This window comes from Nocardiopsis salina YIM 90010, from assembly GCF_000341025.1.
Taxonomy (GTDB): domain Bacteria; phylum Actinomycetota; class Actinomycetes; order Streptosporangiales; family Streptosporangiaceae; genus Nocardiopsis; species Nocardiopsis salina.
Genome location: NZ_ANBF01000152.1, coordinates 1 through 20,381 on the forward strand (window position 1 = coordinate 1; position 20,381 = coordinate 20,381).

Below are 20,381 nucleotides of genomic sequence, written 5' to 3' on the forward strand. Positions count from 1 at the left end.
GGCAGCCGTTCGGCAAGGAGCGATTTACCTGTTCCGGGAGGACCCAGCATCAGCAGGTTGTGGCCCCCGGCGGCGGCGATCTCCACGGCACGGCGGGCGACGGGCTGGCCGAGCACGTCGGACAGGTCGGGACCGTGTTCACCGGCCGGGGGTTCGCTCAGGTCGGGCGCGGGACAGGAGGGCTCTCCCCCGCGCAGCCAGTGGCACAGGTCGGCGAGGTCGGTTACGCCCACGACGTCCACGTCGGGCACGAGCGCCGCCTCGGCGAGGTTCCCGGGTGGGACCACGAAGCGCTTGAACCCCTGCTCCGCCGCGGCGACGACGGCGGGCAGCACCCCGCGCACGGGCCGGGCGCGCCCGTCGAGGCCGAGTTCGCCGATGAGCACGGTGTCGATGAGCCGGTCCAGGGGAACGTCGCCCAGGGCGGCCAGCAGCGCCCCGGCGATGGCCAGGTCGAACAGGCTCCCGGACTTGGGCAGGCTCGCCGGGGACAAGCTGACCACGACCGGCCCGGTGGGCCAGCGTTCCCCGCAGTTGACCAGCGCGGCCCGGATGCGGTCGCGGGCCTCCCGCAGAGCGGCATCCGGCAGCCCGACGAGGGTCACGGAGTTCTCTCCTCCGCCGCCGAGGTCGACCTCGACCTCCACGACGTGGCCCCGGACCCCGACCAGCGCGAGGCAGTGGGTACGGGCGAAGCTCATCGGCGCGTCCCCCGCTCGTGGGAGACGAAGACCCGTCCGCCCACCATCAGGACGGAGACGGTGTCCACCCGCGTCCGGGAGGTCGGAACGCCGTAGTGCCGGGCCCAGTGGCGCGCCAGCCGGAACAGGCGGCGGCGCTTCTCCTCTGTGACTGCGCGTGAAGGGTGTCCGCGCACCAACGAGGTGCGGGTCTTGACCTCGGCGACCACGAGCACCGGCCCGTCGCGGGCGAGCAGGTCGACCTCGCCCTCCCGATTCCACCGGTTGCGTGCCAGCACCCGCATACCCACCCGGCGCAGGTGCTGCGCGGCCAGGTCCTCTCCCCGGTCGCCCACTTCGCGCCGGTGCACCGCCCTGGGATCCATCGGTGACCACCTCCGATCACCACGGTGGGTGATCGGAGGCGGCCCCGCCAGGGCTAATTCTCTCCTGTGGACAGCGGTGGTCTCCCGGGACCGCCACCCGTCGTGTCAGGACCGTTGAGAGGCCGGTCCCGGGGATCCTTCGGTCAGGAACCGGAGGCGGGTCCGCCCGGATCCGTGGGCGGCAGCTCGAGATCGGACTTGGTGATCTCCTCGACGTTGACGTCCTTGAACGTCACCACACGCACGTTGCGGACGAACCGGGCGGGCCGGTACATGTCCCAGACCCAGGCGTCCTCCATCGCGACCTCGAAGTACATCTCCCCGTTCTCGGTCGAACGCGGCTGGAGGTCCACGTGGTTGGTGAGGTAGAACCGGCGCTCGGTCTCGACGACGTAGCTGAACAGTCCGACGACGTCCCGGTACTCGCGATAGAGCTGGAGCTCCATCTCGGCCTCGTACTTCTCCAGGTCCTCAGAACTCATGTGCGCGCTCGCTTTCGTCAGCACTCTCCGGTCGTGGTGTGCTCGGTTCCTCCGGGCTCCATCATGCGTCACGGATGGGACCCGCGTCCCCCGGAGCGAAGATTTTGTCGGCCGGAGTCGGTCACCGTACCCGAGAATCCCCCGGGCGTGGAGCCCCGGAGATCGCCGTCACCGACCGGCTGCCTCGACCTCCTCAAACGCCGGCGGGATGCCCAGTCCGCCCATCTGGTCGAACGGCCAGATGATGACGAAGGCGCGGCCGACGACGTGGTCGACCGGCACGGCACCGCCGCCCGGGTTGTTCTGGTTCATGCGGGAGTCGTAGGAGATCGAGCGGTGGTCGCCCATGAGCCAGAGCTCGTCGGGGCCCAGCTCGACGGGGCCGAACTCGGTGTGGCTCTCGGTGCTGCCGGGGTAGAGGTAGTCGTCCTCGTCGAGGGGGACACCGTTGACCATGATGCGGTTCTGGTCGTCGCAGCACTCGACGGTGTCGCCGGGCAGTCCGATGACCCGCTTGATGTACTCCTTGCCCGTGGGGGCCGCGCCCAGCTGCTGCTGCACCCACTGGAAGCCGCGCGCCACCGGGTTGGCGGGCTCGGCGACCTCGACGGTGTTGGGGTCGTCCCATGAGCCGTCGCCGTCGAAGACCACCACCTCGCCGCGCTCGATGTCGCGGATCTGGTAGACGACCTTGTTGACCAGCACCCGGTCACCCACGAGGAGGGTGTTCTCCATGGACGTGGACGGGATGTAGAACGCCTGCATCACAAAGGTGCGAATGACGAACGCCAGGACCAGGGCGATCGCGATCAGGATCGGCAGTTCCTTCCAGAAGGAACCCGACCCCTTCTTCTTCGTTGCGTTCTCGGACTTGCTCACCGTCTCCTCCGCCCTCTCCTCCGGCTCCGGATCCCGCGTGCCACCGACCCCGGAGACACCACTGGCTCCCGTGTGCTCTTCGGGCACACGGGAGCCAGAGTCGGAGCCGTGCTCCTCGGGTCCTGTTCGGTCGGGGTTCTCGTCGGGAACTCCGTCCGAACCGAGGTCCCTGTCGTCGTTGGTCATCAGTGCAAGAGCCTATCCGTTCTTCGACGGAGGTGGTGGGCTTCATCACCGATGAGGGCGACGGGTCACCGCCCGGCGGGCTCGTGGGCCGCGCGGAACAGCACCTACTTCTTGGCGGGCTCGCGGCGCTCGCGGATACGGGCCGCCTTCCCGCGCAGGTCGCGCAGGTAGTACAGCTTGGCGCGGCGCACGCGGCCGCGGGCGACGACCTCGTACTTCTCGACCGCCGGGGTGTGGATCGGGAAGACCCGCTCCACGCCCACGCCGTAGCTGACCTTGCGGATCGTGAAGGTCTCGCGGTTGCGGGAACCCTGGCGGGCGATGACGGCGCCCTTGAAGACCTGGGTACGGGTGCGGGTGCCCTCGGTCACGCGGACGTGAACGGCGAGGGTGTCACCGGGACGGAAGTCCGGGACGTCGGTGCGCAGCTGGGCCTTCTCCAGCTCCTGAATGGCGGTGTGCATCTGATAATCCTCGTTGATAGCGCGCCGCGTCCTGTCCCCGCGGTGAGCGGGAAGGGGTGCGCGGGCCAGTCCCTGGCTCGGGGCTGAACTGTCGGGACCCCGGATGACCGACACAGAGGCCGACGTCATGCCGCCGGCATGCGGATGCCACTGGTCACCAGGGGGGAACCCAACTAGTTTGCCACATGTTCTCCATCGCCCGGAACGGGGCGTTCTGCGAGCACTTCGAGGTCACGGCGGTCGAAGATGCCCTCGGGGGCGGACTCCAGCAGGTCGGGGCGGTTTCGGGCGGTCTTCCGCAGCGCCTGGTCCCGGCGCCAGCGGTCGACGTGGCCGTGGTTGCCCGACAGCAACACGGGTGGCACCTCGTGCCCGCGCCATTCGGCGGGCTTGGTGTAGACGGGCCCCTCGACGAGGTGTTCCATGCCTCCCGAGGCGAAGGAGTCCTGCACGTGGGACTCGCGGTTGCCGAGCACACCCGGAAGCAGGCGGGTGATGGCCTCGACCATGACGAGGGTGGCCGACTCCCCGCCGTTGAGCACGTAGTCGCCGATGCTGATCTCCTCGACGGGCATGTGGCGGGCGGCCTCCTCGGCCACGCGCGAGTCGATGCCCTCGTAGCGCCCGCACCCGAAGACGAGGTGTTCCTCCCCGGCCAGGCGTTCGGCGTCGGCCTGGCGGAAGGGGCGTCCGCTGGGGCTGGGCACGATCAGGCGGGCGGGGCGCTCCCCCACGACCTCGTCCAGGGCCTCGCCCCAGGGGCCGGGTTTCATGACCATGCCGGGCCCCCCGCCGTAGGGGGTGTCGTCCACGGTGCTGTGCCGGTCGTGGGTCCACGAACGCAGGTCGTGCACCTGCATCTCGAGCAGGCCGGCTGAGCGGGCCTTGCCGATCAGGGACAGCTCGAGGGGGGCGAAGTAGTCGGGGAAGATGCTGATGATGTCGATGCGCACGGCGTACTCGATCGCTCGGATGGGTTGGTCGCGGCGGGCCGCCCGAACCGGCCACGCGGGCGGGTCACTCGGCCCGGGTCACGGTCGGACCCCGGTCCGCGCGCGGTCGTTCGGCTGCGGAGTACCGTCACTCGGCCTGTTCTGGATCGAGCAGCCCGGGGGGCGGATCGATGACCAGGCGCCCGGCGTCCACGTCGACCTCGGGCACGAGCGGCCCCACGAACGGTACGAGGGTCTCCTCGCCGCCGGGCCGCTCCACGACCAGCACGTCCTGGGCATGGTGCAGCACGTCGGTGACCTCGCCCACCCGTTCTCCGTCGGTGGTCCGCACGGCCAGGCCGATCAGCTCGTGGTCGTGGAACTCGTCCGGGTCGTCGAGGGGTTCGACGTCGGCGGACTCGACCTGCAGGACGGTCCCGCGCAGGGCCTCGGCGGCGTTGCGGTCGCGTACGCCCTCGAAGCGCACGAGCAGACGGCCGCTGTGGTTGTGGGTGGTGGAGACGGTGAGCGGTCCCGCCGAGGCGGGGTCGGTCAGCAGCACCGCTCCGTCCGCGAAACGCGCGCCGGGGTCGTCGGTGCGCACCTCGACGGCTACGTCACCGCGGATGCCGTGGGCACGTCCGATCCGGCCGACGACGAGACGCATGGGTTCTTTCCTTCCGTGGGCCCGCACCCGGACGGGGCACGGGATGACAGCGCCCGGGGCCCGTCTCGGCGGGGTCCCCGGGCACGACTGTGGGGCGCCGACCGAACGGTCGACGCCCCGTGAGGCGGTTCAGCGCACTTCGTGCAGGTCCAGCAGGTCGACGCGGACGTGGCGGCCCCCGGCGAGAGAGCCGATCACGGTACGCAGCGCCCTGGCGGTCCGGCCGTTGCGGCCGATGACCTTGCCCAGGTCGTCAGGGTGAACCCGGACCTCCAGAACCTTGCCCTTGCGGAGCCTCTTGGTTCTCACCTGGACGTCGTCGGTGTTCGCAACGATCCCCTTCACGAGGTGCTCAAGCGCCTCTTCAAGCACGTCAGGCCTCGCCCTCGGACTTCTTGGCCTCGGCGGCTTCCTCGGCGGGCTTCTCCGCCTTGTCAGCCTTCTTCTCCGTCTTCTTGGCCTTGGTGGACTTCTCCTGGCCCGGGAGCACGAGCTCCTTCAGCGCGGCCTGGAACTCGGCCTCCTTGGCCTCCGGGTCGGCCTTCTCGGGCGCCTGGAGCGGGGACGGAGCGGTCAGGCCCTTGAACTTCTGCCAGTCGCCCGTCTTGCGCAGGAGAGCCTTGACCGGGTCGGTGGGCTGAGCGCCCACGGACAGCCAGTACTGAGCACGCTCCGAGTCGATCTGGATGAAGCTCGGGTGCTCCTTCGGGTGGTACGTGCCGATCTCCTCGATCGCCTTGCCGTCGCGCTTGTTGCGGGCGGAGGCGACGATGACACGGTACTGGGGCGTACGGATCTTGCCCATACGCTTGAGCTTCAGTTTGACAGCCACTGGAGTGGTCTTCTCCCGAATACGGTGTTGGGCGCCCGACGGGAGGCCGCGTGGGGCACGGCACCCGACCGGGCATGACGTGGGCGGCGGGCAAGTTAGAGGGCCGGCCCGTCCACCTTTAGTCGACTCCTCATTGTGCCAGACGTCCGCGACTTCCTTCGCCAGGACAGCGGCGCGTCAGGGTCACACCTGCGCACACACGAAGGGCCGACCGGGGGATCCCGGCCGGCCCGCGTCGACTACTTGTTCTTGGGAAGCTTGAAGTTCGACAGGTCGGGCATGTTCTGCCCGCCCAGACCCGGGGGCAGCGTGGGCTGGCCACCGCCGCCGAGGCCCGGGGGAAGGTCGGGCATCTGCTGACCGCCCTCCTCCTGGCGCCGCTTGCGCTCGGCCTCGCGTTCGGCCTCCTGCTGGCGGGCCTTCAGGGGGTTGCCGCTGCGCTGCTTGCCCTTCTTGTCCTTCTTCTTCTGCTTCTTCTTGCCGCCGCCACCACCGCCGCCGGCGCCGGGCATCCCCGGCATACCGGGCATACCGTTCATGCCGCCGCCCTTCTTCATCTTGCGCATCATCTTCTGCGCCTCGAAGAAGCGGGTGACCAGGCCGTTCACGTCGCTGACCTCGGTACCGGAACCGTTGGCGATCCGCAGGCGGCGCGAGCCGTTGATCATCTTGGGGTTGGCGCGCTCGGCCGGGGTCATCGGTCATCGACTGGATGACCGCCTGGATGCGGTCGACGTCCTTGTCGTCGATGCCCTCGATCTGCTCCTTCATCTGCCCCATGCCCGGCATCATGCCGAGCAGGTTGCCGATGGGGCCGAGCTTGCGGACCATCTGCATCTGCTGGAGGAAGTCGTCCAGCGTGAAGTCGTCGTCCGAGGACATGGTCGAGGCCATCTTCTCGACCTCGGACTCGTCGAACGTGCGCTGCGCCTGCTCGATGAGCGTGAGCACGTCGCCCATGTCCAGGATGCGCGAGGCCATCCGGTCAGGGTGGAAGAGGTCGAAGTCCTCGAGCTTCTCGCCGGTGGAGGCGAACATGATCGGGCGACCGGTGATGTGGCGGATCGAGAGCGCCGCACCGCCGCGGGCGTCGCCGTCGAGCTTGGTGAGCGCCACCGCGTCGTAGCCGACGCCGTCGAGGAAGGCCTGCGCAGTGTTGACCGCGTCCTGACCGATCATCGCGTCGACGACGAAGAGGATCTCGTCGGGCGAGACCGCGTCGCGGATGTCGGCGGCCTGCTGCATCATCTCGGAATCGACGCCGAGGCGGCCGGCGGTGTCGATGATGACCACGTTGTGGTTGTTGTGGCGCGCGTGCTCGATGGAGGCCCGCGCGACCTCGACGGGGTCGCCCTGACCATTGCCGGGTTCGGGAGCGAACACGGGCGTGCTCGCGCGCTCGCCGACCACCTGGAGCTGCGTGACGGCATTGGGGCGCTGGAGGTCGGCGGCGACAAGGAGCGGGGTGTTGCGGTCGGCCGACAGCCACCTGGCGAGCTTGCCCGCCAGTGTGGTCTTACCGGCGCCCTGCAGGCCCGCGAGCATGATCACCGTCGGCGGGTTCTTGGCGAACCGGATCTGCCGGGTCTCGCCACCGAGGATCTCGACCAGTTCCTCGTTGACGATCTTGATGACCTGCTGGGCAGGGTTGAGGGCCTTGGACACCTCTTCGCCGCGGGCACGCTCCTTGATCCGCGAGATGAACTCGCGGACCACCGGCAGCGCGACGTCCGCCTCCAGCAGCGCGAGGCGGATCTCGCGCGAGGTCGCGTTGATGTCCTCCTCGGACAGCCGCCCCTTGCCGCGCAGCGAGGAGAAGACCGATGTCAGCCGGTCGGAAAGCGTCTCGAACACGAGTTTGGCCAGTCCTTCGTCTCGGAATTGATCTCCCAGCCTACCCGCCCGGAACCACCCTCCGGCATGCGGAGACGGCGGGCGGGGCGACCCCTTCCACACGTCGGCGGCCCCGTGTCCGTGCACGGGGCCGCCGGTGTCATCCCACGCGGGCGTGCCGCGGCGGAGGTCAGTCCTCCTCGGCGGCGTCCTCGTCGCCGGCGCCGTCGGTCTCCTCACCGTCGGCAAGGGTGGCCTCCTGCTGCTCCTCGAGCGCGGCGAGCATGTCTTCCTGCTGGCCGCCGGTCAGACCGCGGGTGACCAGCTCGGCCTCGCCGCCGATCTCGTAGGACTGCTGGGTCTCGCTGACGATGTTGTAGTCGACACCGCAGGACAGCTCGAGGGTGTCACCGGCCTCGAGGCTACCGCTGTCGTCGCACTCCTCGTCGCCGATGTCGTCGTTGGTGAAGGTCACGTCCATGCGGACGTTGACCGTGCCGACACCGTCGCCGCCCGCGTCGTGCACGGTCCCGGTCCAGGTGCAGGCGGGGCCTTCCTCGCAGTCCATCTCCGGGGAGCCGGACCAGCCGATCTCCACGCGGGCGTCGCGGGAGCCGGTGAGTTCGTCCTCGGCGGGGGTGGTCAGGCCGTCGTAGAGCTCGTTGACGGCGGTGCCGTCGGCCTCGGCGAGGTCGAGGCGCACCTGCGGGCCGTCCTCGTCGCCGGCCTCGGCGAGCTCCTCGATCTCGATGCGCTTGATCTGCTCGGTCTCGGCGTCGATCCAGAGCTGGTTGCGCTCGCCGGCCAGGTCGACCTTGTGGGTGAGCTCGCCGTCGAGGTTCTCCTCCTCGGCCTCCTCACCCTCGACACCGATGTCCTCGATGATCTGGGCCAGGGCCGCGGGCGTGAGGGAGGCGCCCGGATTCAGGCCGACCTGGGTGGCGTTGGAGCGCACCCAGTTCTGGTCGAAGTCGTCGAAGTCCGGACCGAAGACACCCTTGTCGAGCCAGAAGCTCTCGGCGGCGTTGACGTAGAGCTTGTCGTCGGCCTGCAGGACCTCCGCCTCTTCTTCGTTGATCCGCAGGGTGCCGTTGGCCGCGCCGCCGTCGGCGACGGTGAGGGTGGCGTCCTGCACGTCGGCGCCGACACTCTCCGCGATCTGGCCGTCCGCCACCAGCGCCGGGTACTCCGCCAGTTCAGCCAGCGCGCTCTCCAGGAGCGGTGCCGCGGCGACCGGCTCGTTCTCCTCGGCGGCTGACCCGTCGTCCTCGCCGCCCGGGCGCAGGTGGCTCAGGTCGATCGAGCACCCGGCCAAACCGAGCGCGGCGACAGCGCTCGTCGCTGCGAGCAGCCACCGCCCGCGACTGCGACCCCTGCTGTGACTAACCGGCGCCATCTTGCCTCCTGTCCCCGCTTGCCTGGGGCACTGTACGAATGAGCGTGAGTGTGGGGTGGACGGCGGCTCGGCCGAACGTGTGTTCTCGCCCCGTCCATGACGTCTGATGCCGACGCGGCCCCCGAGGTTGTGCCTCGGAAGAATCCGTTCCACCGTCGCGTCCGTGGCCGGGGGCGTGCGCCGCCGGGGCCGCGTGTGGTGGTGGCCTGCGTGAGGGCTGCCGCCTCACCGACCTGAAAGGGTACCGAACGAACGGTACCGGGAACCCCGGTTGCCGGATCCGGCCACCCCGTGCAAGAAGGCGGGGGGCGTCGGCACGCAAACGCCGGTGCTGCAAGGGCGGGGCGTGCCCGGGAGGAGGTCCCCGCCGCACAGGCCGAGGGGCCGGCGGGAGGCATTGCTCCCACCGGCCCCTGGCTCGTCCCACCGCTCTGTGTGGGCCGGGTCCCGTTCCTCCTCGTCGAGGTTCAGCCCCCGGACCGCGGCGAGACCGTCTCCCCGCCCGGAGGCGTCGACGAGGAGACCGCTTCTTCCTCGAGTTCGTCGAGCTCGTCGAAGGCGTAGGCGGACTCGGCGTGCAGCTCGTGGTCGAGGCCGTTGGTCTCGACCTCCTCGGCGATCCGGAAGCCGATGACCAGGTCGATGATCTTGGCGATGACCCAGGTGACCACGAAGGTGTAGGCCATCACGCCGATGACCGAGATGGCCTGGGCGACGAGCAGGCCGACGCCGCCGCCGTAGATCAGGCCGGCAGCGCCCTCGCCCGGCACCGCGGAGCTGGCCAGGAAGCCCAGGGCGAGGCAGCCGACGATGCCGCCGACCATGTGGATGCCGACCACGTCGAGGGCGTCGTCGTACTTGAACTTGAACTTCCAGCTGATGGCGTAGGCGCAGACCGCACCGGAGATCGCACCGACGGCGACGGCGCCCATGGGGGTGACGTTGGCCGCCGCGGGGGTGATGGCGACCAGACCGGCGATGGCGCCGGAGGCGAAGCCGAGCGCACTGACCTTCCCGTAGCGCAGGCGCTCGACGAGCATCCATGCGGCGGTGGCTGCCGCGGTGGCGGCCTGGGTGTTGACCAGGGCCAGGGCGGCCTCCTCGTTGGCCGCGTAGGCCGAGCCGCCGTTGAAGCCGAACCAGCCGAACCACAGGAGGGCTGCGCCCAGGAGCACGAACGGCAGGTTGTGCGGGCGCATCGACTCGGAGCCGAAGCCCTTGCGGCGGCCGAGCACGATGACCAGAGCCAGTGCGGCAGCACCGGCGTTGATGTGCACCGCGGTGCCGCCGGCGAAGTCGATGACCTCGGGCAGGCCGGTGAACTCGTGCAGGCGAGCGACCCAGCCGTCGCCCCAGACCCAGTGGGCCACGGGGAAGTAGACCAGGAGGGCCCACACGGGGGCGAAGAGCAGCCAGGCGCCGAACTTGGCGCGGTCGGCGATCGCGCCGCTGATGAGGGCGACGGTGATCACCGCGAACATCATCTGGAAGCCGGCGTCGACCAGGAGCGGGAAGCCGCCCTCCTCGTCGACCTCGGTGATGATGTTGCTGAGCCCGACGTAGTCGAACCCGCCGATGAACAGTTCGAGGGGCCCGTAGCCGGGTGCGTAGGTCAGGGAATGGCCCACGGCCACCCAGAGCACGCTGATCACGGCGATGGAGCCGAAGCTCATGAGCATCATGTTCAGCACGCTCTTGGCCCGGGACATGCCTCCGTAGAAGAATGCCAGGCCCGGGGTCATGAGCATCACCAGCGCGGCGCTCATCAGGAGCCACGCGGTGTTGCCGGTGTCAATCATCTCGTCGCCTCCTGGGGGACGGACAGTCGGAGTGTGGTCGATGGGCGGCGGTCAGCAGGCGCGTCATCGGGCCCGACGAGATCACCACGGACGCCACTGTCCGCCCGAGGTGTTTCCCGGCCGCACCCGACGTGTTGCGCAGGCGTAAAAGGACAGGCGGCGTCGTTAAGCAGCCGTGAACACATGCGTCGGCCCGTGCGAACGCACGTGCGGGCGGAAGGGCCTTCACGGAACCGCTGGTCGGAACCGGGTTCCGATCGAGATGCGGAACAGGCCCCGGACACGCGTAAGGGCCGCCGTCGCTCGGACGGCGGCCCGTGTGACACGAACGTGTCGTCTCCATGACGCGGCTCGCTCGGGGCCGCGCGAAGCGGTGTCCTCTCGGGGGCAGGGAACCCCTGGGGCTGCAGGGGTCCGGGTGTTCCCCGGTCCCCGGGACGAGGTGTGCTCAGCCCTCCAGAAGGGCGTCGACGAAGACCTCGGGGTCGAACGGGGCGAGGTCGTCGGGGCCCTCGCCCAGGCCCACGAGTTTGACCGGCACCCCGAGCTCCCGCTGGACCTGGACGATGATGCCGCCCTTGGCGGTGCCGTCCAGCTTGGTCAGCGCGATGCCGGTGATGTTGACGACCTCGGCGAAGACCCGCGCCTGGCGCAGACCGTTCTGGCCGGTCGTGGCGTCCAGAACCAGCAGGACCTCGTCCACCTGGGACTTCTTCTCCACGACCCGCTTGACCTTGCCGAGCTCGTCCATCAGCCCGGTCTTGGTGTGCAGGCGCCCGGCGGTGTCGATGATGACGGTGTCGGCGCCCTCGTCGGTGCCGCGCGCGACCGTGTCGAAGGCGACACTGGCGGGGTCCGATCCCTCCTCCTTGCTCACGACGGGGGCGCCCACGCGGCCGCCCCAGGTCTGGAGCTGTTCGGTGGCTGCGGCACGGAAGGTGTCGGCGGCCCCGAGCACGACGCTGCGGCCGTCGCCGACCAGGACCCGGGCGAGCTTGCCTGTGGTGGTGGTCTTGCCGGTGCCGTTGACACCGACGACCATGATCACGGCCGGGCGCTCGCCGTGCGGTTCGGTGCGCACGGTGCGGTCGGTGTCGGCTCCGATGTGGGCGAGCAGCTCCTCGCGCAGCAGCCCGCGCACCTCGTCGGTTCCGCGGGTGCCCAGGACCTTCACGCGGGTACGCAGGTTCTCCACGATCTGGGTGGCCGAGGTGACACCGATGTCAGCGGTGATGAGGGTGTCCTCGATCTCCTCCCAGGTGTCCTCGTCGAGGGAGTCGGAGGAGAGCAGGCTGAGCAGCCCCTGGCCGAGGGAGCTCTGGGAACGCGCCAGCCGGGCCCGCAGGCGCACCATGCGCCCGGCCGACGGCGGCGGGGTCTCGATCTCGGGGGCAGGCGCGGGCTCGGGCTCGGCGACGGTCTCCTCGGCCGCGGGAGGAGCCTGCGAGGGCGGGGTGACGACGGTCCCCTCGTCGCGTTCCCGATCCTCCTCGGGGGGTGCCGCGGTGGGCTTCCCGGTGATCTCGGTCCCGGCCTCGTCCTTGCCCGGAGCGACCGAGCGTCGGGTCCTGACCAGGAAGAATCCGCCGACGGCGAGGAGCACGACGACGATGGCAACGGCTGCGAGCAAGGTGATGTCCATAGCGCGGACAGTCTTTCAGAGTGCCGCACACCTTCGCACCACACAGGCTCGCGGGCGGTCCACGGCGCCCGGGGGTCCTGCCGCTGGAGCCTGCTCCCCGTCAAGACGCCCACAGGCACGAACAGCCCTCAGGTGGACCGATGGCGAGTGGTCCGCAGGATGAGAACGAAGAAGGGCGCGCCCAGGAAAGCAGTGACCACGCCGATGGGTAGTTCGGCCGGGGCGACGAGAGTGCGGGCCGCGATGTCGACGAGCACCATGAACGCACCGCCCACGATCACGGTGACCGGCAGGATTCTGCGGTAGTTCGAACCCACGAGGCGGCGCACGATGTGGGGCACGACGATCCCGACGAACCCGATGAGGCCGCTGACCGAGACCGCGGCAGCGGTGGCCAGGGACGCCGCGGAGATCACGAGAATGCGCACCACGGTCGGGTTCATGCCCAGGCTCACCGCCTTGTCGTCGCCGAGCGCGAGCATGTCGAGCAGGTATCCGCAGGCCAGGAGAACCACGAGGGCGACCAGTGCGTAGGGCAGGACGAGGTGCACGTCGTCCCAGCCGCCGCGGCCCAACCCTCCGAGCAGCCAGGAGTAGATCTGCTGAAGCTGGTCGATGCCCATCTGCTGCACGAGGGTCTGGGCGGCGGACAGGAACGAGGAGACCGCCACCCCGGCCAGCAACAGCGACGCGGTTCCGCCTCCCCCGGCGGTCGTGCCGAGCAGGTAGGCGGTGAAGACTCCCACGAGCGCACCCACGAAGGCGGCAACGGGCACCATGGCCCGCGGCGCGTCGAACCAGTCGGCACCGAAGACCATGACAAGGGTCGCACCCAGCCCCGCGCCGGCGGCCGCACCGAGCAGGAACGGGTCGGCGAGCGGGTTCCGGAACACCCCCTGGTAGGCACCGCCCGCGGTGGCCAGGAGGGCACCCACGAGCACGCCCATGACCACGCGCGGCAGGCGCAGTTCGACGAGCAGGGCCTCCTCACGCTCGGTCAGCGGGGACTCCGTGCCGAACGGGAGGAGGCCGAACACGTGTCGGACGATGTCGGCCGCCGAGACCGAGGCCGCCCCGGCACTGACGCCGAGCAGGGCCGCGGCCACGAGTAGGACGAGTCCGCCCAGGACCCACCCCGTGGGGAAACCGGCACCGCCCCGCACCTCAGGCCCCCGCCTGCTCGCGGATGGCGTCGCCGACGGCCTCGGTCAGCTCGACCACACGCGGACTCCAGCGGGAGGAGATGTCCGGGTCGAGCAGCTCGACGGAGTCCTCGGCCACAGCGGTGACGGTCTCGAAGGCAGGGCGCTCGGCGACCTCGTCGACGGCCCCCTCGTCGCCGTAGGCCAGGAAGATCAGGTCGGGGTCCTCCTCGACCACGTACTCGGCGGAGACCTGCGGATACCCGTCCGCGCTGCCGTCGTCGGCCCCGTCGGCGATGTTGACCAGACCGAACATGGAGTAGATCTGCCCCATGAAGGTCTCGGAGGTCGCCGAGAACATGCTGTCGTCGAGCTCGTGGTAGACGCTCAGCGGTTCGGTGTCTCCGACCTCGGCGCACACCTCCTCGACGGTCGTGGCGATATCGGTCTCGACACGGTCGGCCTCGGTGTCGGCGGCCTCGGTCCGACCGGTGGCGTCGCCGAGCAGGCGCAGCTGGGCGTAGGTGCCCTCGAGGTCCTGGGCGGCGTCCAGCACCAGCGTCGGAACCCCCACCGGGTCGAGCTGGTCGGCAAGATCGGCGTTGTCGCTGCCGACCACCACGAGGTCGGGGTCGTACTCGGTGACCGCCTCGACGTTGGGCTCGTAACCGCTCAGGTCGGTGACGGGGGCCTCGTCGGGGTAATAGGAGTACTCGTCGACCGCCTCGACCTGGTCTCCGGCGTCGATGGCGAACAGCATCTCCGTATGGGTGGGCGAGAGGGAGACGATGCGCTCCGGCTCGTCCTCCAACTCGACCCCGTCGGCGTCGTCGTCGATCGTGGCCGGGAAAGTGCCGTCACCGACCCCGGGGCGGTCCGGATCGGCCTCCGGCGGCGCGCACTCGGCGGCCGCGCCGTCCTGGGCTTCGTCGTCGGTGGCGGGATCGTCGGTACCGCAGGCGGTCAGGACCAGGGCGGCGCCGAGCAGGGCTGCGGGCAGACTGCGTGCTGTGCGCACGATGCTCCTTGCATACCGGGGGAAGGAGCGCGGCCCGGTGCACGAGACGGCCTGTCCTTCCCACGAGGACGGGGACGCCGGCACCGGCGAGGCGACCTGGCTCGTCCCCTCCCGCGGAGGGGCCTCACAGTTGCGGGGCAGCGCCGGGTTCGGGGCCGTGTGCGGGGTGGCCCAGCGACCGGACTTCGCTCGTTCGGTGCCGTTCGGGACGGGGTGTCACACACCGCCGGCCCAGCTCTGCCACTGTACTGTCGCGGCACCGACGGGCTGCGCCGAGGACACAGCGAGCCTGTACGGCGCGGCCGGCGCACAGGTGGGTGTCGACGGCCTGAGCGAGGACGAGGCCGCCCTGTACTTCCTGCGGCAGGAGGGCTTCATCGGCTGACCGACGTGCCGCCGGGGCCGCTCTGCCCGCACACGGGACGGGGCGGCCCCTTCCCTCCGGCTCCCGTGGGTCCGGGATCCACTGCAGAAGGCCCCGGACACCGCGGGAGACAGGGGGCTCAACCCGGGTTCCGAGGACCGGTCGACCCGCTGTTGCGCGAGGACTTCGCCACGAGGAAGGCGACAACGGTCAGTGCCGATGTGGCCAGCATCGTCCCGGCCAGTGCTGTGCTTCCGCTTCCGGTCATTCCGACCACCGGGGCGATCAGCCCACCCGCACCGAACTGGAGGAACCCGAGGAACGCGGAGGCGCTGCCCATGTTGGAGCCGCCTTGCTCCATCGCCATGGCACTGACGTTGCCGAGCACGAGGCCCAGCGGTGCCACGGCGAAGAACAAGGGGACGACCAGGGAGATCGGGGGCGTTCCCGCCAGCGACATGCCCAGCATGATCACCACGGCGACCAGCTGGATCGTCATCCCGAGACCGACCAGACCGGTGGTCGAGAACCGTCGGGTCAGCCTCGAAGAAATCAGCGAGACGATGGAGAGCCCCAGCGCGTTGAGAGCGAAGGCCACGGCGTACGCTCCGCCGCTCATGCCCATCAACTCCTGGTAGATGAACGGGGACGCCGAGACGTAGGCCATCATGCTGGCGAAGGCGAGGGCGTTGGCGACGGTGTAGCCGAGGTACTCACGCCGGAGCACGCCCTCGAGGGCGTTCCTGCCCGAGCGCCCGCGGCCATCGGCGCGTTCGTCCGCGCCCCGGGTCTCCTGCAGCACGAAGGCCGCGGCCACCAGAACGAGGACGCCCAGCACAGTGACGACACCCAGCAGTCCGCGCCATCCGACCGCGCCCACCAGCACGCTGCCGGCGATCGGCGCCAGGATCGGGGCCACGCTGACCACGGCCATCATGTAGGTCATCGCCTGCGCGGCCTGCCGGCCCGAGGACGCGTCGGAGATCATCGCACGGCTGATGACCATCCCTGCGGAACCGGTGAGGCCCTGCACCAGCCGGGCGGCGACCAGGACCTCGATGGTCGGAGCGAACGTGACCACCAACGAGGCGGCCACGAAGATCGCGAGGCCCACCAGCAACGGCCCTCGGCGCCCCAGGCGGTCGGACAGCGGTCCGAAGACGAGCTGGCCCACACCCGCACCGATCAAGAACGTCGTCAGTGAGAGTTGCACACCCGCTGCACTCGTCGACAGGTCGGAGGCCATGTTCGGGAACGCCGGCAGGTAGAGATCGGTGGCGAACGGCGCGACCGCCGACACCGCACCCAGGGTGATGAGAACGGCCGTGCTGAGCCCCGCGCCTCTTGCCGTCCCGACCTGCACGGGTTCTCGCGTTCGTGACTGTGACACCACTATCCCTCCATGCATGAACCTATACAATCGAAGCTATATTTTCATAGCTATGATAGTGTGCCAACATGCCTTCAGCGAGACGCCCGTCACAGTCGGCGCGGAGGGTCGAAGACCCCAGGGCCGACCTCGCGTTCACCCTCATGAGCCTGGCCCGCAAGCTCCAGAACCTCAGGTTCCGGGACGAGGGCCTCAACCGGTTCAGCCCTCTGGAAGGCTTGATACTCAGCAACGTGTATCGCTTTCCCGGGGTGACGCCCTCAGAATTGGGGGAAGAGCTCGGCCTGCGCAGCAGCAACACCAGTTCGGCCCTGCGGTCCCTGGAGTCGCAGGGGCTGATCACCCGAACGAAATCCCCGCACGACCCGCGTTCCGTGCAGATTCACATCACCCCCACAGCGGAGGAGGTCCTCCGGCGTGTGTGGGACGAATACAGCAGGTTCCTGGCTTCTGCGGACCTCAGTGGCGAGGACCTCGACGCGGTTGCGGAGAACCTTCACGAGGTCGACGAACAGCTGCGCCCTTCCCCCGACTCCGACCCGCGGCGTTAGGCCCCGGGCCCACAGGAGGGGCGCGTCGGCTCGGGTGCCATCGGCGCAGGCGCCCCGGTGAACGGCCAGGGGTTCACGGGCCCGGGGTGGTGCGCTCCAGCTTCTGGCTGATGACCTGGGAAATCCCGTCCCCCTTCATCGTGACGCCGTACAGGGCGTCGGCCGCCTCCATCGTGCGCTTCTGGTGGGTGATGACGATGAGCTGCGAGGCCGACCGCAGCTCCTCGAGGATGACCAGCAACCGCTGCAGGTTGGTGTCGTCCAGAGCCGCCTCGACCTCGTCCATCACGTAGAAGGGCGACGGGCGCGCCTTGAAGATCGCCGCGAGGAAGGCCACCGCGGTCAACGAACGCTCACCGCCGGACAGCAGCGACAGGCGCTTGACCTTCTTGCCGGGCGGGCGGGCCTCCACCTCGATCCCCGTCGTGAGCATGTCGTCGGGGTCGGTCAGTACGAGCTTGCCCTCCCCACCGGGGAAGAGGCGGCCGAAGATCTCGGCGAACTCGCGCTCGACGTCGAAGAAGGCAGCGGAGAAGACCTCCTGCACGCGCGCGTCGACCTCGGCGACGATGTCCATGAGGTCGCGGCGGGTCTTCTTCAGGTCCTCGAGCTGGGCGTTGAGGAAGGCGTGGCGTTCCTCCAGCGCCGCGAACTCCTCCAGCGCCAGCGGGTTGATCTTGCCGAGCTGGTTGAGCTTGCGCTCGGCCGCCTTGTACCGCTTCTCCTGGACCTCGCGCACGTACGGGACCGGGGCGGCGTCCTCGCCCGCGTCCGCCGGTGGGGGCACCGGAACCTTCGGGCCGTACTCGCGTACGAGCGTGGGCACGTCCACACCCAGTTCCTCGACGGCCTTGGTCTCCAGCTGTTCCAGCCGCATGCGGCGTTCGGCACGGGCGACCTCACCGCTGTGCGCGGAGCTGGTGAGCTTCTCCAGCTCCACGGAGAGTTCGCGGACCCGGGCTCGTACCGTGCGCAACTCGGCGTCGCGTTCCTCCTTCGCGGCCTCGGCGGAGGCGCGTTCGGTCTCGGCTGCCGTATGGNTCGGCCACCGCCTCGGCGACCTCGGCCTGAGCGATGCGGGTGCGGTGGCGCTCGGCGGCGCGTTCGACGGCGCGGCGCTCCTCGGCGGCCTCGGCGAGCAGGGCGTCGGCCCGTCCGGAGACCGAGCGCACGCGCTCCTCGGCGGTGCGCACGGCCAGACGGCGTTCCATCTCGGTGGCGCGGGCGCGTGAGGCGTGGGCGGCGAGCTCGTCGCGGACCTCGGGGTCGGGGGCCTCCTCCTCGACGGAGGCGGCCATCTCCTCGGCCTCGGCGTACTCCTTCTCGAGGCGTTCGAGCTTGTCGGCGTCCTCCTCGCGGGCGGTGCGGGCCTTCTCGGCGGCCTTCGCGTAGCGCTCGGCCTCCGCCTCGGCCGAGCGGGCCTGACCGCCGAGCTTGCCGAGCTTCTGCGCGCTCTCGTTGCGCTTGCGGTCGCTCTGCTTGCGCCGGGCCGCCAGCTCCTCGACCCGCTCCGAGCAGCCGCGGCGTTCGCTCTTGGCCTCGGCGAGGGCCTCACCGGCAGCGCGAGCGGTCTCGGTGGCCGCTTCCAGGGCCTCCGCCGCCTCGTCGACCGCGGCCTGCACTTCCAGGAGACTGGGCGCCCCGGCCGAACCCCCGTGCACCATGACCGGGGTGAACACGTCGCCCTCGGGTGTCACCGCGCGCAGCTGCGGAAGCTTGTCCACCAGGTCGCGGGCACGGGCGGCGCTGTCCACGAGGGCGGTGCGGTCCAGGAGCGCGGCCACGGTCCCGGCCAGGTGTTCGGGGGCCACGACCGCGTCCAGTGCCCAGCTGACCCCGTCGGGCAGGGACGGCCACTCGTCGCGGGGCACGCCTCCGAGGCCGCCCTCGGTGGCGGCACGGGCCACGACGATGCCCGCACGCCCGGCGTCCTCAGAACGCAGCAGGTCGAGGGCGGCCGCGGCGGCGTCGGGGTCGGCGACCGCCACGGCCCCGGCTGCCTGCCCGAAGGCGGAGGCGACCGCGGTCTCGTGTCCTCCCTCGACCTGCACCATCGTCGGCAGGCTGCCCAGGGTCCCGGCCAGGTCGGCGCCGAGCAGGGTGTCGGCACCGTCCTTGCTGGCCAGGCCGAGCTCCAGGGCCTCCTTACGGGCAGACAGCGCAGAGCGTTCGTTCTCGGCGTTGCGTTCCTCGTCGCGGAGCCGGTTGAGGCGCTCCTCCACCTCTGCGAGGCGGGCGGCGGCCTCCTCCTGGGCGGTGTCCATCTCGGCGTCGCCCTCGTCGAGCCCGGTGGACTCCTCGGCGGCGGCCTCGTACTCGGCCTGGGCCTCCTCGGAACGGCGGGCAGCCTCCTGCGCGGCCTCCTCGGAACGGGCGATCTCCTCGTCGGCCGAGGCCAGACGCGAACGCAGGCTCTCCACCCGGGTCCCCATGCGCACGATGCCCTCGCGGCGCTCGGCGGCGGCGCGGTTGGCGGCCTCCAGGCGCTTCTCCTCCCGGTGGAGGGAGTCCTCGGCGGTGCCGCGCTCGGCCACCGCGGCCTCGAGCTGCTCGCGGGCCTCCTCCAGGCGTTCGGCCAGTTCCTCCTCCTGGGCGGCGGCCTCCTCCGCCTCCGTCTCCAGTTCCTCGGGGTCGCGCCGGTGGACCGGTTCACCGGAGTCGGAGGCGAGGTGGCGGTGGCGTTCGTCGGCCAGCCCGCGCACGGCGTCGAGGCGTTCGGTGAGGCGGGAGAGCGCGTGGTAGGTCTCGGTGGCCGTGGCCAGAGCGGGAGCGGCAGCGGTGGCCTGGGACTCGAGCTCGGCCTCGCGTTCCTGGGCGCGCTTGAGAGAGGTCTCGGCGGCCGTGCGCTTGGCCAGGACCTCCTTCTCGTCGGCCTCCTCCTTGGCGAGCTGGTCGGTGAGGGTGACGATGTCGTCGGCGATCAGGCGCAGGCGGGCGGCGCGCAGGTCGGCCTGGATCACGGCGGCCTTACGTGCGAGCTCGGCCTGGCGGCCCAGAGGTTTGAGCTGGCGGCGCAGCTCCGAGGTCAGGTCCGTGACGCGGTCCAGGTTGCCCTGCATCGCGTTGAGCTTGCGGATCGCCTTCTCTTTGCGCTTGCGGTGCTTGAGGATGCCCGCGGCCTCCTCGATGAGCCCGCGGCGTTCCTCGGGACCGGCGTGCAGGACGGTGTCGAGCTGGCCCTGGCCAACGATGACGTGCATCTCGCGGCCGATGCCGGAGTCGCTGAGGAGGTCCTGGATGTCGAGCAGCCGGCAGGTGTCGCCGTTGATCGCGTACTCCGAGCCGCCGTTGCGAAACATGGTCCGCTTGATGGTGACCTCGGTGTAGTCGATGGGCAGGGCGCCGTCGCTGTTGTCGATGGTGAGGCTGACTTCGGCGCGGCCGAGCGCCTGGCGGGTGGAGGTGCCCGCGAAGATGACGTCCTCCATCTTGCCGCCGCGCAGGGACTTTGCCCCCTGTTCACCCATGACCCACGAGAGCGCGTCCACGACGTTGGACTTGCCGGAGCCGTTGGGGCCCACGACACAGGTGATCCCGGGTTCGAAACGCAGGGTGGTGGCCGACGCGAACGACTTGAAGCCGCGCACCGTCATTTTCTTGAGATACACCCACACCTCCGGAACGGTCACCGCTTTTGCACACGGGCGACCACACAAGGGTGCCACGAAGCGGTGACCGGCGGGGATGGGAACGGCCGAGGTGGCTGATGACACGGGATCCGTGCCCGGTGCTGCCGCC

General features: G+C 70.2%; 17 protein-coding genes and 2 pseudogenes. 2 read left to right on the top strand and 17 right to left on the bottom strand.

The window, feature by feature from the left end:
* The 15 genes and pseudogenes from D474_RS0116825 to D474_RS0116895 form a co-directional block, all read right to left on the bottom strand.
* The coding region (locus D474_RS0116825; RefSeq protein ID WP_017614710.1) for a magnesium chelatase domain-containing protein at positions 1–701 on the bottom strand (701 nt) is incomplete at its 3' end.
* Positions 698–1,066 carry a YraN family protein gene (locus D474_RS0116830; RefSeq protein WP_017614711.1) on the bottom strand — a complete coding sequence of 123 codons (369 nt, stop codon included), beginning with the start codon at positions 1,064–1,066 and terminating at the stop codon, positions 698–700. The genes D474_RS0116825 and D474_RS0116830, both read right to left, overlap by 4 nt.
* 143 nt (positions 1,067–1,209) lie before the next feature.
* The gene (locus D474_RS0116835; protein WP_017614712.1) at positions 1,210–1,548 is read right to left on the bottom strand and encodes a DUF2469 domain-containing protein; all 339 of its coding nucleotides are present in this window, start codon (positions 1,546–1,548) and stop codon (positions 1,210–1,212) included.
* Positions 1,549–1,716: 168 nt separating this feature from the next.
* Positions 1,717–2,613, bottom strand: a complete 897-nt coding sequence (gene lepB, locus D474_RS0116840) for a signal peptidase I (protein ID WP_017614713.1) — start codon at positions 2,611–2,613, stop codon at positions 1,717–1,719.
* 104 nt (positions 2,614–2,717) lie between these two features.
* Positions 2,718–3,077: a 50S ribosomal protein L19 gene (rplS, locus tag D474_RS0116845; protein WP_017614714.1), complete on the bottom strand. Its 360-nt coding sequence runs from the start codon at positions 3,075–3,077 to the stop codon at positions 2,718–2,720.
* Positions 3,078–3,250: 173 nt separating this feature from the next.
* On the bottom strand, positions 3,251–4,030 hold the full coding sequence (trmD, locus tag D474_RS0116850; RefSeq protein ID WP_017614715.1) for a tRNA (guanosine(37)-N1)-methyltransferase TrmD: 780 nt from the start codon (positions 4,028–4,030) through the stop codon (positions 3,251–3,253).
* 127 nt (positions 4,031–4,157) lie between these two features.
* Positions 4,158–4,676 (bottom strand): ribosome maturation factor RimM, encoded by a 519-nt coding sequence (rimM, locus tag D474_RS0116855; RefSeq protein WP_017614716.1) that lies wholly within the window; start codon positions 4,674–4,676, stop codon positions 4,158–4,160.
* Between the two features lie 129 nt (positions 4,677–4,805).
* Entirely contained in the window at positions 4,806–5,048 is a 243-nt protein-coding gene (locus D474_RS0116860) for an RNA-binding protein (RefSeq protein ID WP_026118558.1), read from the bottom strand.
* A 1-nt stretch (position 5,049) separates the two neighbouring features.
* Positions 5,050–5,508 (bottom strand): 30S ribosomal protein S16, encoded by a 459-nt coding sequence (rpsP, locus tag D474_RS0116865; RefSeq protein WP_017614718.1) that lies wholly within the window; start codon positions 5,506–5,508, stop codon positions 5,050–5,052.
* A 239-nt stretch (positions 5,509–5,747) separates the two neighbouring features.
* Positions 5,748–7,362 (bottom strand): annotated as a pseudogene (gene ffh, locus D474_RS29005) (signal recognition particle protein).
* 169 nt (positions 7,363–7,531) lie between these two features.
* Complete coding sequence (locus D474_RS0116875; protein WP_026118559.1) at positions 7,532–8,737, bottom strand: hypothetical protein; 1,206 nt, start codon at positions 8,735–8,737, stop codon at positions 7,532–7,534.
* A 467-nt stretch (positions 8,738–9,204) separates the two neighbouring features.
* The gene (locus D474_RS0116880; RefSeq protein ID WP_017614720.1) at positions 9,205–10,536 is read right to left on the bottom strand and encodes an ammonium transporter; all 1,332 of its coding nucleotides are present in this window, start codon (positions 10,534–10,536) and stop codon (positions 9,205–9,207) included.
* A 448-nt stretch (positions 10,537–10,984) separates the two neighbouring features.
* A complete protein-coding gene (ftsY, locus tag D474_RS0116885) occupies positions 10,985–12,178 on the bottom strand; it encodes a signal recognition particle-docking protein FtsY (protein ID WP_017614721.1) in 1,194 nt (397 codons plus the stop codon).
* A 128-nt stretch (positions 12,179–12,306) separates the two neighbouring features.
* Complete coding sequence (locus D474_RS0116890; RefSeq protein ID WP_017614722.1) at positions 12,307–13,341, bottom strand: FecCD family ABC transporter permease; 1,035 nt, start codon at positions 13,339–13,341, stop codon at positions 12,307–12,309.
* 1 nt (position 13,342) lies between these two features.
* Positions 13,343–14,338 carry an ABC transporter substrate-binding protein gene (locus D474_RS0116895; protein WP_017614723.1) on the bottom strand — a complete coding sequence of 332 codons (996 nt, stop codon included), beginning with the start codon at positions 14,336–14,338 and terminating at the stop codon, positions 13,343–13,345.
* 37 nt (positions 14,339–14,375) lie between these two features.
* Here D474_RS0116895 and D474_RS0116900 point away from each other — a divergent pair, with 37 nt between their 5' ends.
* Positions 14,376–14,723, top strand: coding sequence for a hypothetical protein (locus D474_RS0116900; protein ID WP_017614724.1), 348 nt, complete (start codon positions 14,376–14,378; stop codon positions 14,721–14,723).
* Positions 14,724–14,841: 118 nt separating this feature from the next.
* Here D474_RS0116900 and D474_RS0116905 read toward each other — a convergent pair whose 3' ends face one another.
* Positions 14,842–16,092 (bottom strand): multidrug effflux MFS transporter, encoded by a 1,251-nt coding sequence (locus D474_RS0116905; protein ID WP_204367122.1) that lies wholly within the window; start codon positions 16,090–16,092, stop codon positions 14,842–14,844.
* 68 nt (positions 16,093–16,160) lie between these two features.
* On the opposite strand from D474_RS0116905, the gene D474_RS29010 reads away from it, so the two are divergent.
* Positions 16,161–16,643, top strand: a complete 483-nt coding sequence (locus D474_RS29010) for a MarR family winged helix-turn-helix transcriptional regulator (protein ID WP_083931854.1) — start codon at positions 16,161–16,163, stop codon at positions 16,641–16,643.
* Between the two features lie 73 nt (positions 16,644–16,716).
* Here the strand turns inward: D474_RS29010 and smc are convergent.
* A pseudogene (gene smc, locus D474_RS29015) lies at positions 16,717–20,251 on the bottom strand (chromosome segregation protein SMC).
* Positions 20,252–20,381 lie beyond the last annotated feature (130 nt).

Bases quoted from the DNA above. Each gene is read 5' to 3' on its own strand.
- D474_RS29010 (WP_083931854.1), top strand. From the start codon at position 16,161: ATGCCTTCAGCGAGACGCCCGTCACAGTCGGCGCGGAGGGTCGAAGAC.
- D474_RS0116880 (WP_017614720.1), bottom strand. From the start codon at position 10,536: ATGATTGACACCGGCAACACCGCGTGGCTCCTGATGAGCGCCGCGCTG.
- D474_RS0116830 (WP_017614711.1), bottom strand. From the start codon at position 1,066: ATGGATCCCAGGGCGGTGCACCGGCGCGAAGTGGGCGACCGGGGAGAG.
- lepB (WP_017614713.1), bottom strand. From the start codon at position 2,613: ATGACCAACGACGACAGGGACCTCGGTTCGGACGGAGTTCCCGACGAG.
- D474_RS0116835 (WP_017614712.1), bottom strand. From the start codon at position 1,548: ATGAGTTCTGAGGACCTGGAGAAGTACGAGGCCGAGATGGAGCTCCAG.
- rimM (WP_017614716.1), bottom strand. From the start codon at position 4,676: ATGCGTCTCGTCGTCGGCCGGATCGGACGTGCCCACGGCATCCGCGGT.
- D474_RS0116875 (WP_026118559.1), bottom strand. From the start codon at position 8,737: ATGGCGCCGGTTAGTCACAGCAGGGGTCGCAGTCGCGGGCGGTGGCTG.
- rplS (WP_017614714.1), bottom strand. From the start codon at position 3,077: ATGCACACCGCCATTCAGGAGCTGGAGAAGGCCCAGCTGCGCACCGAC.
- ftsY (WP_017614721.1), bottom strand. From the start codon at position 12,178: ATGGACATCACCTTGCTCGCAGCCGTTGCCATCGTCGTCGTGCTCCTC.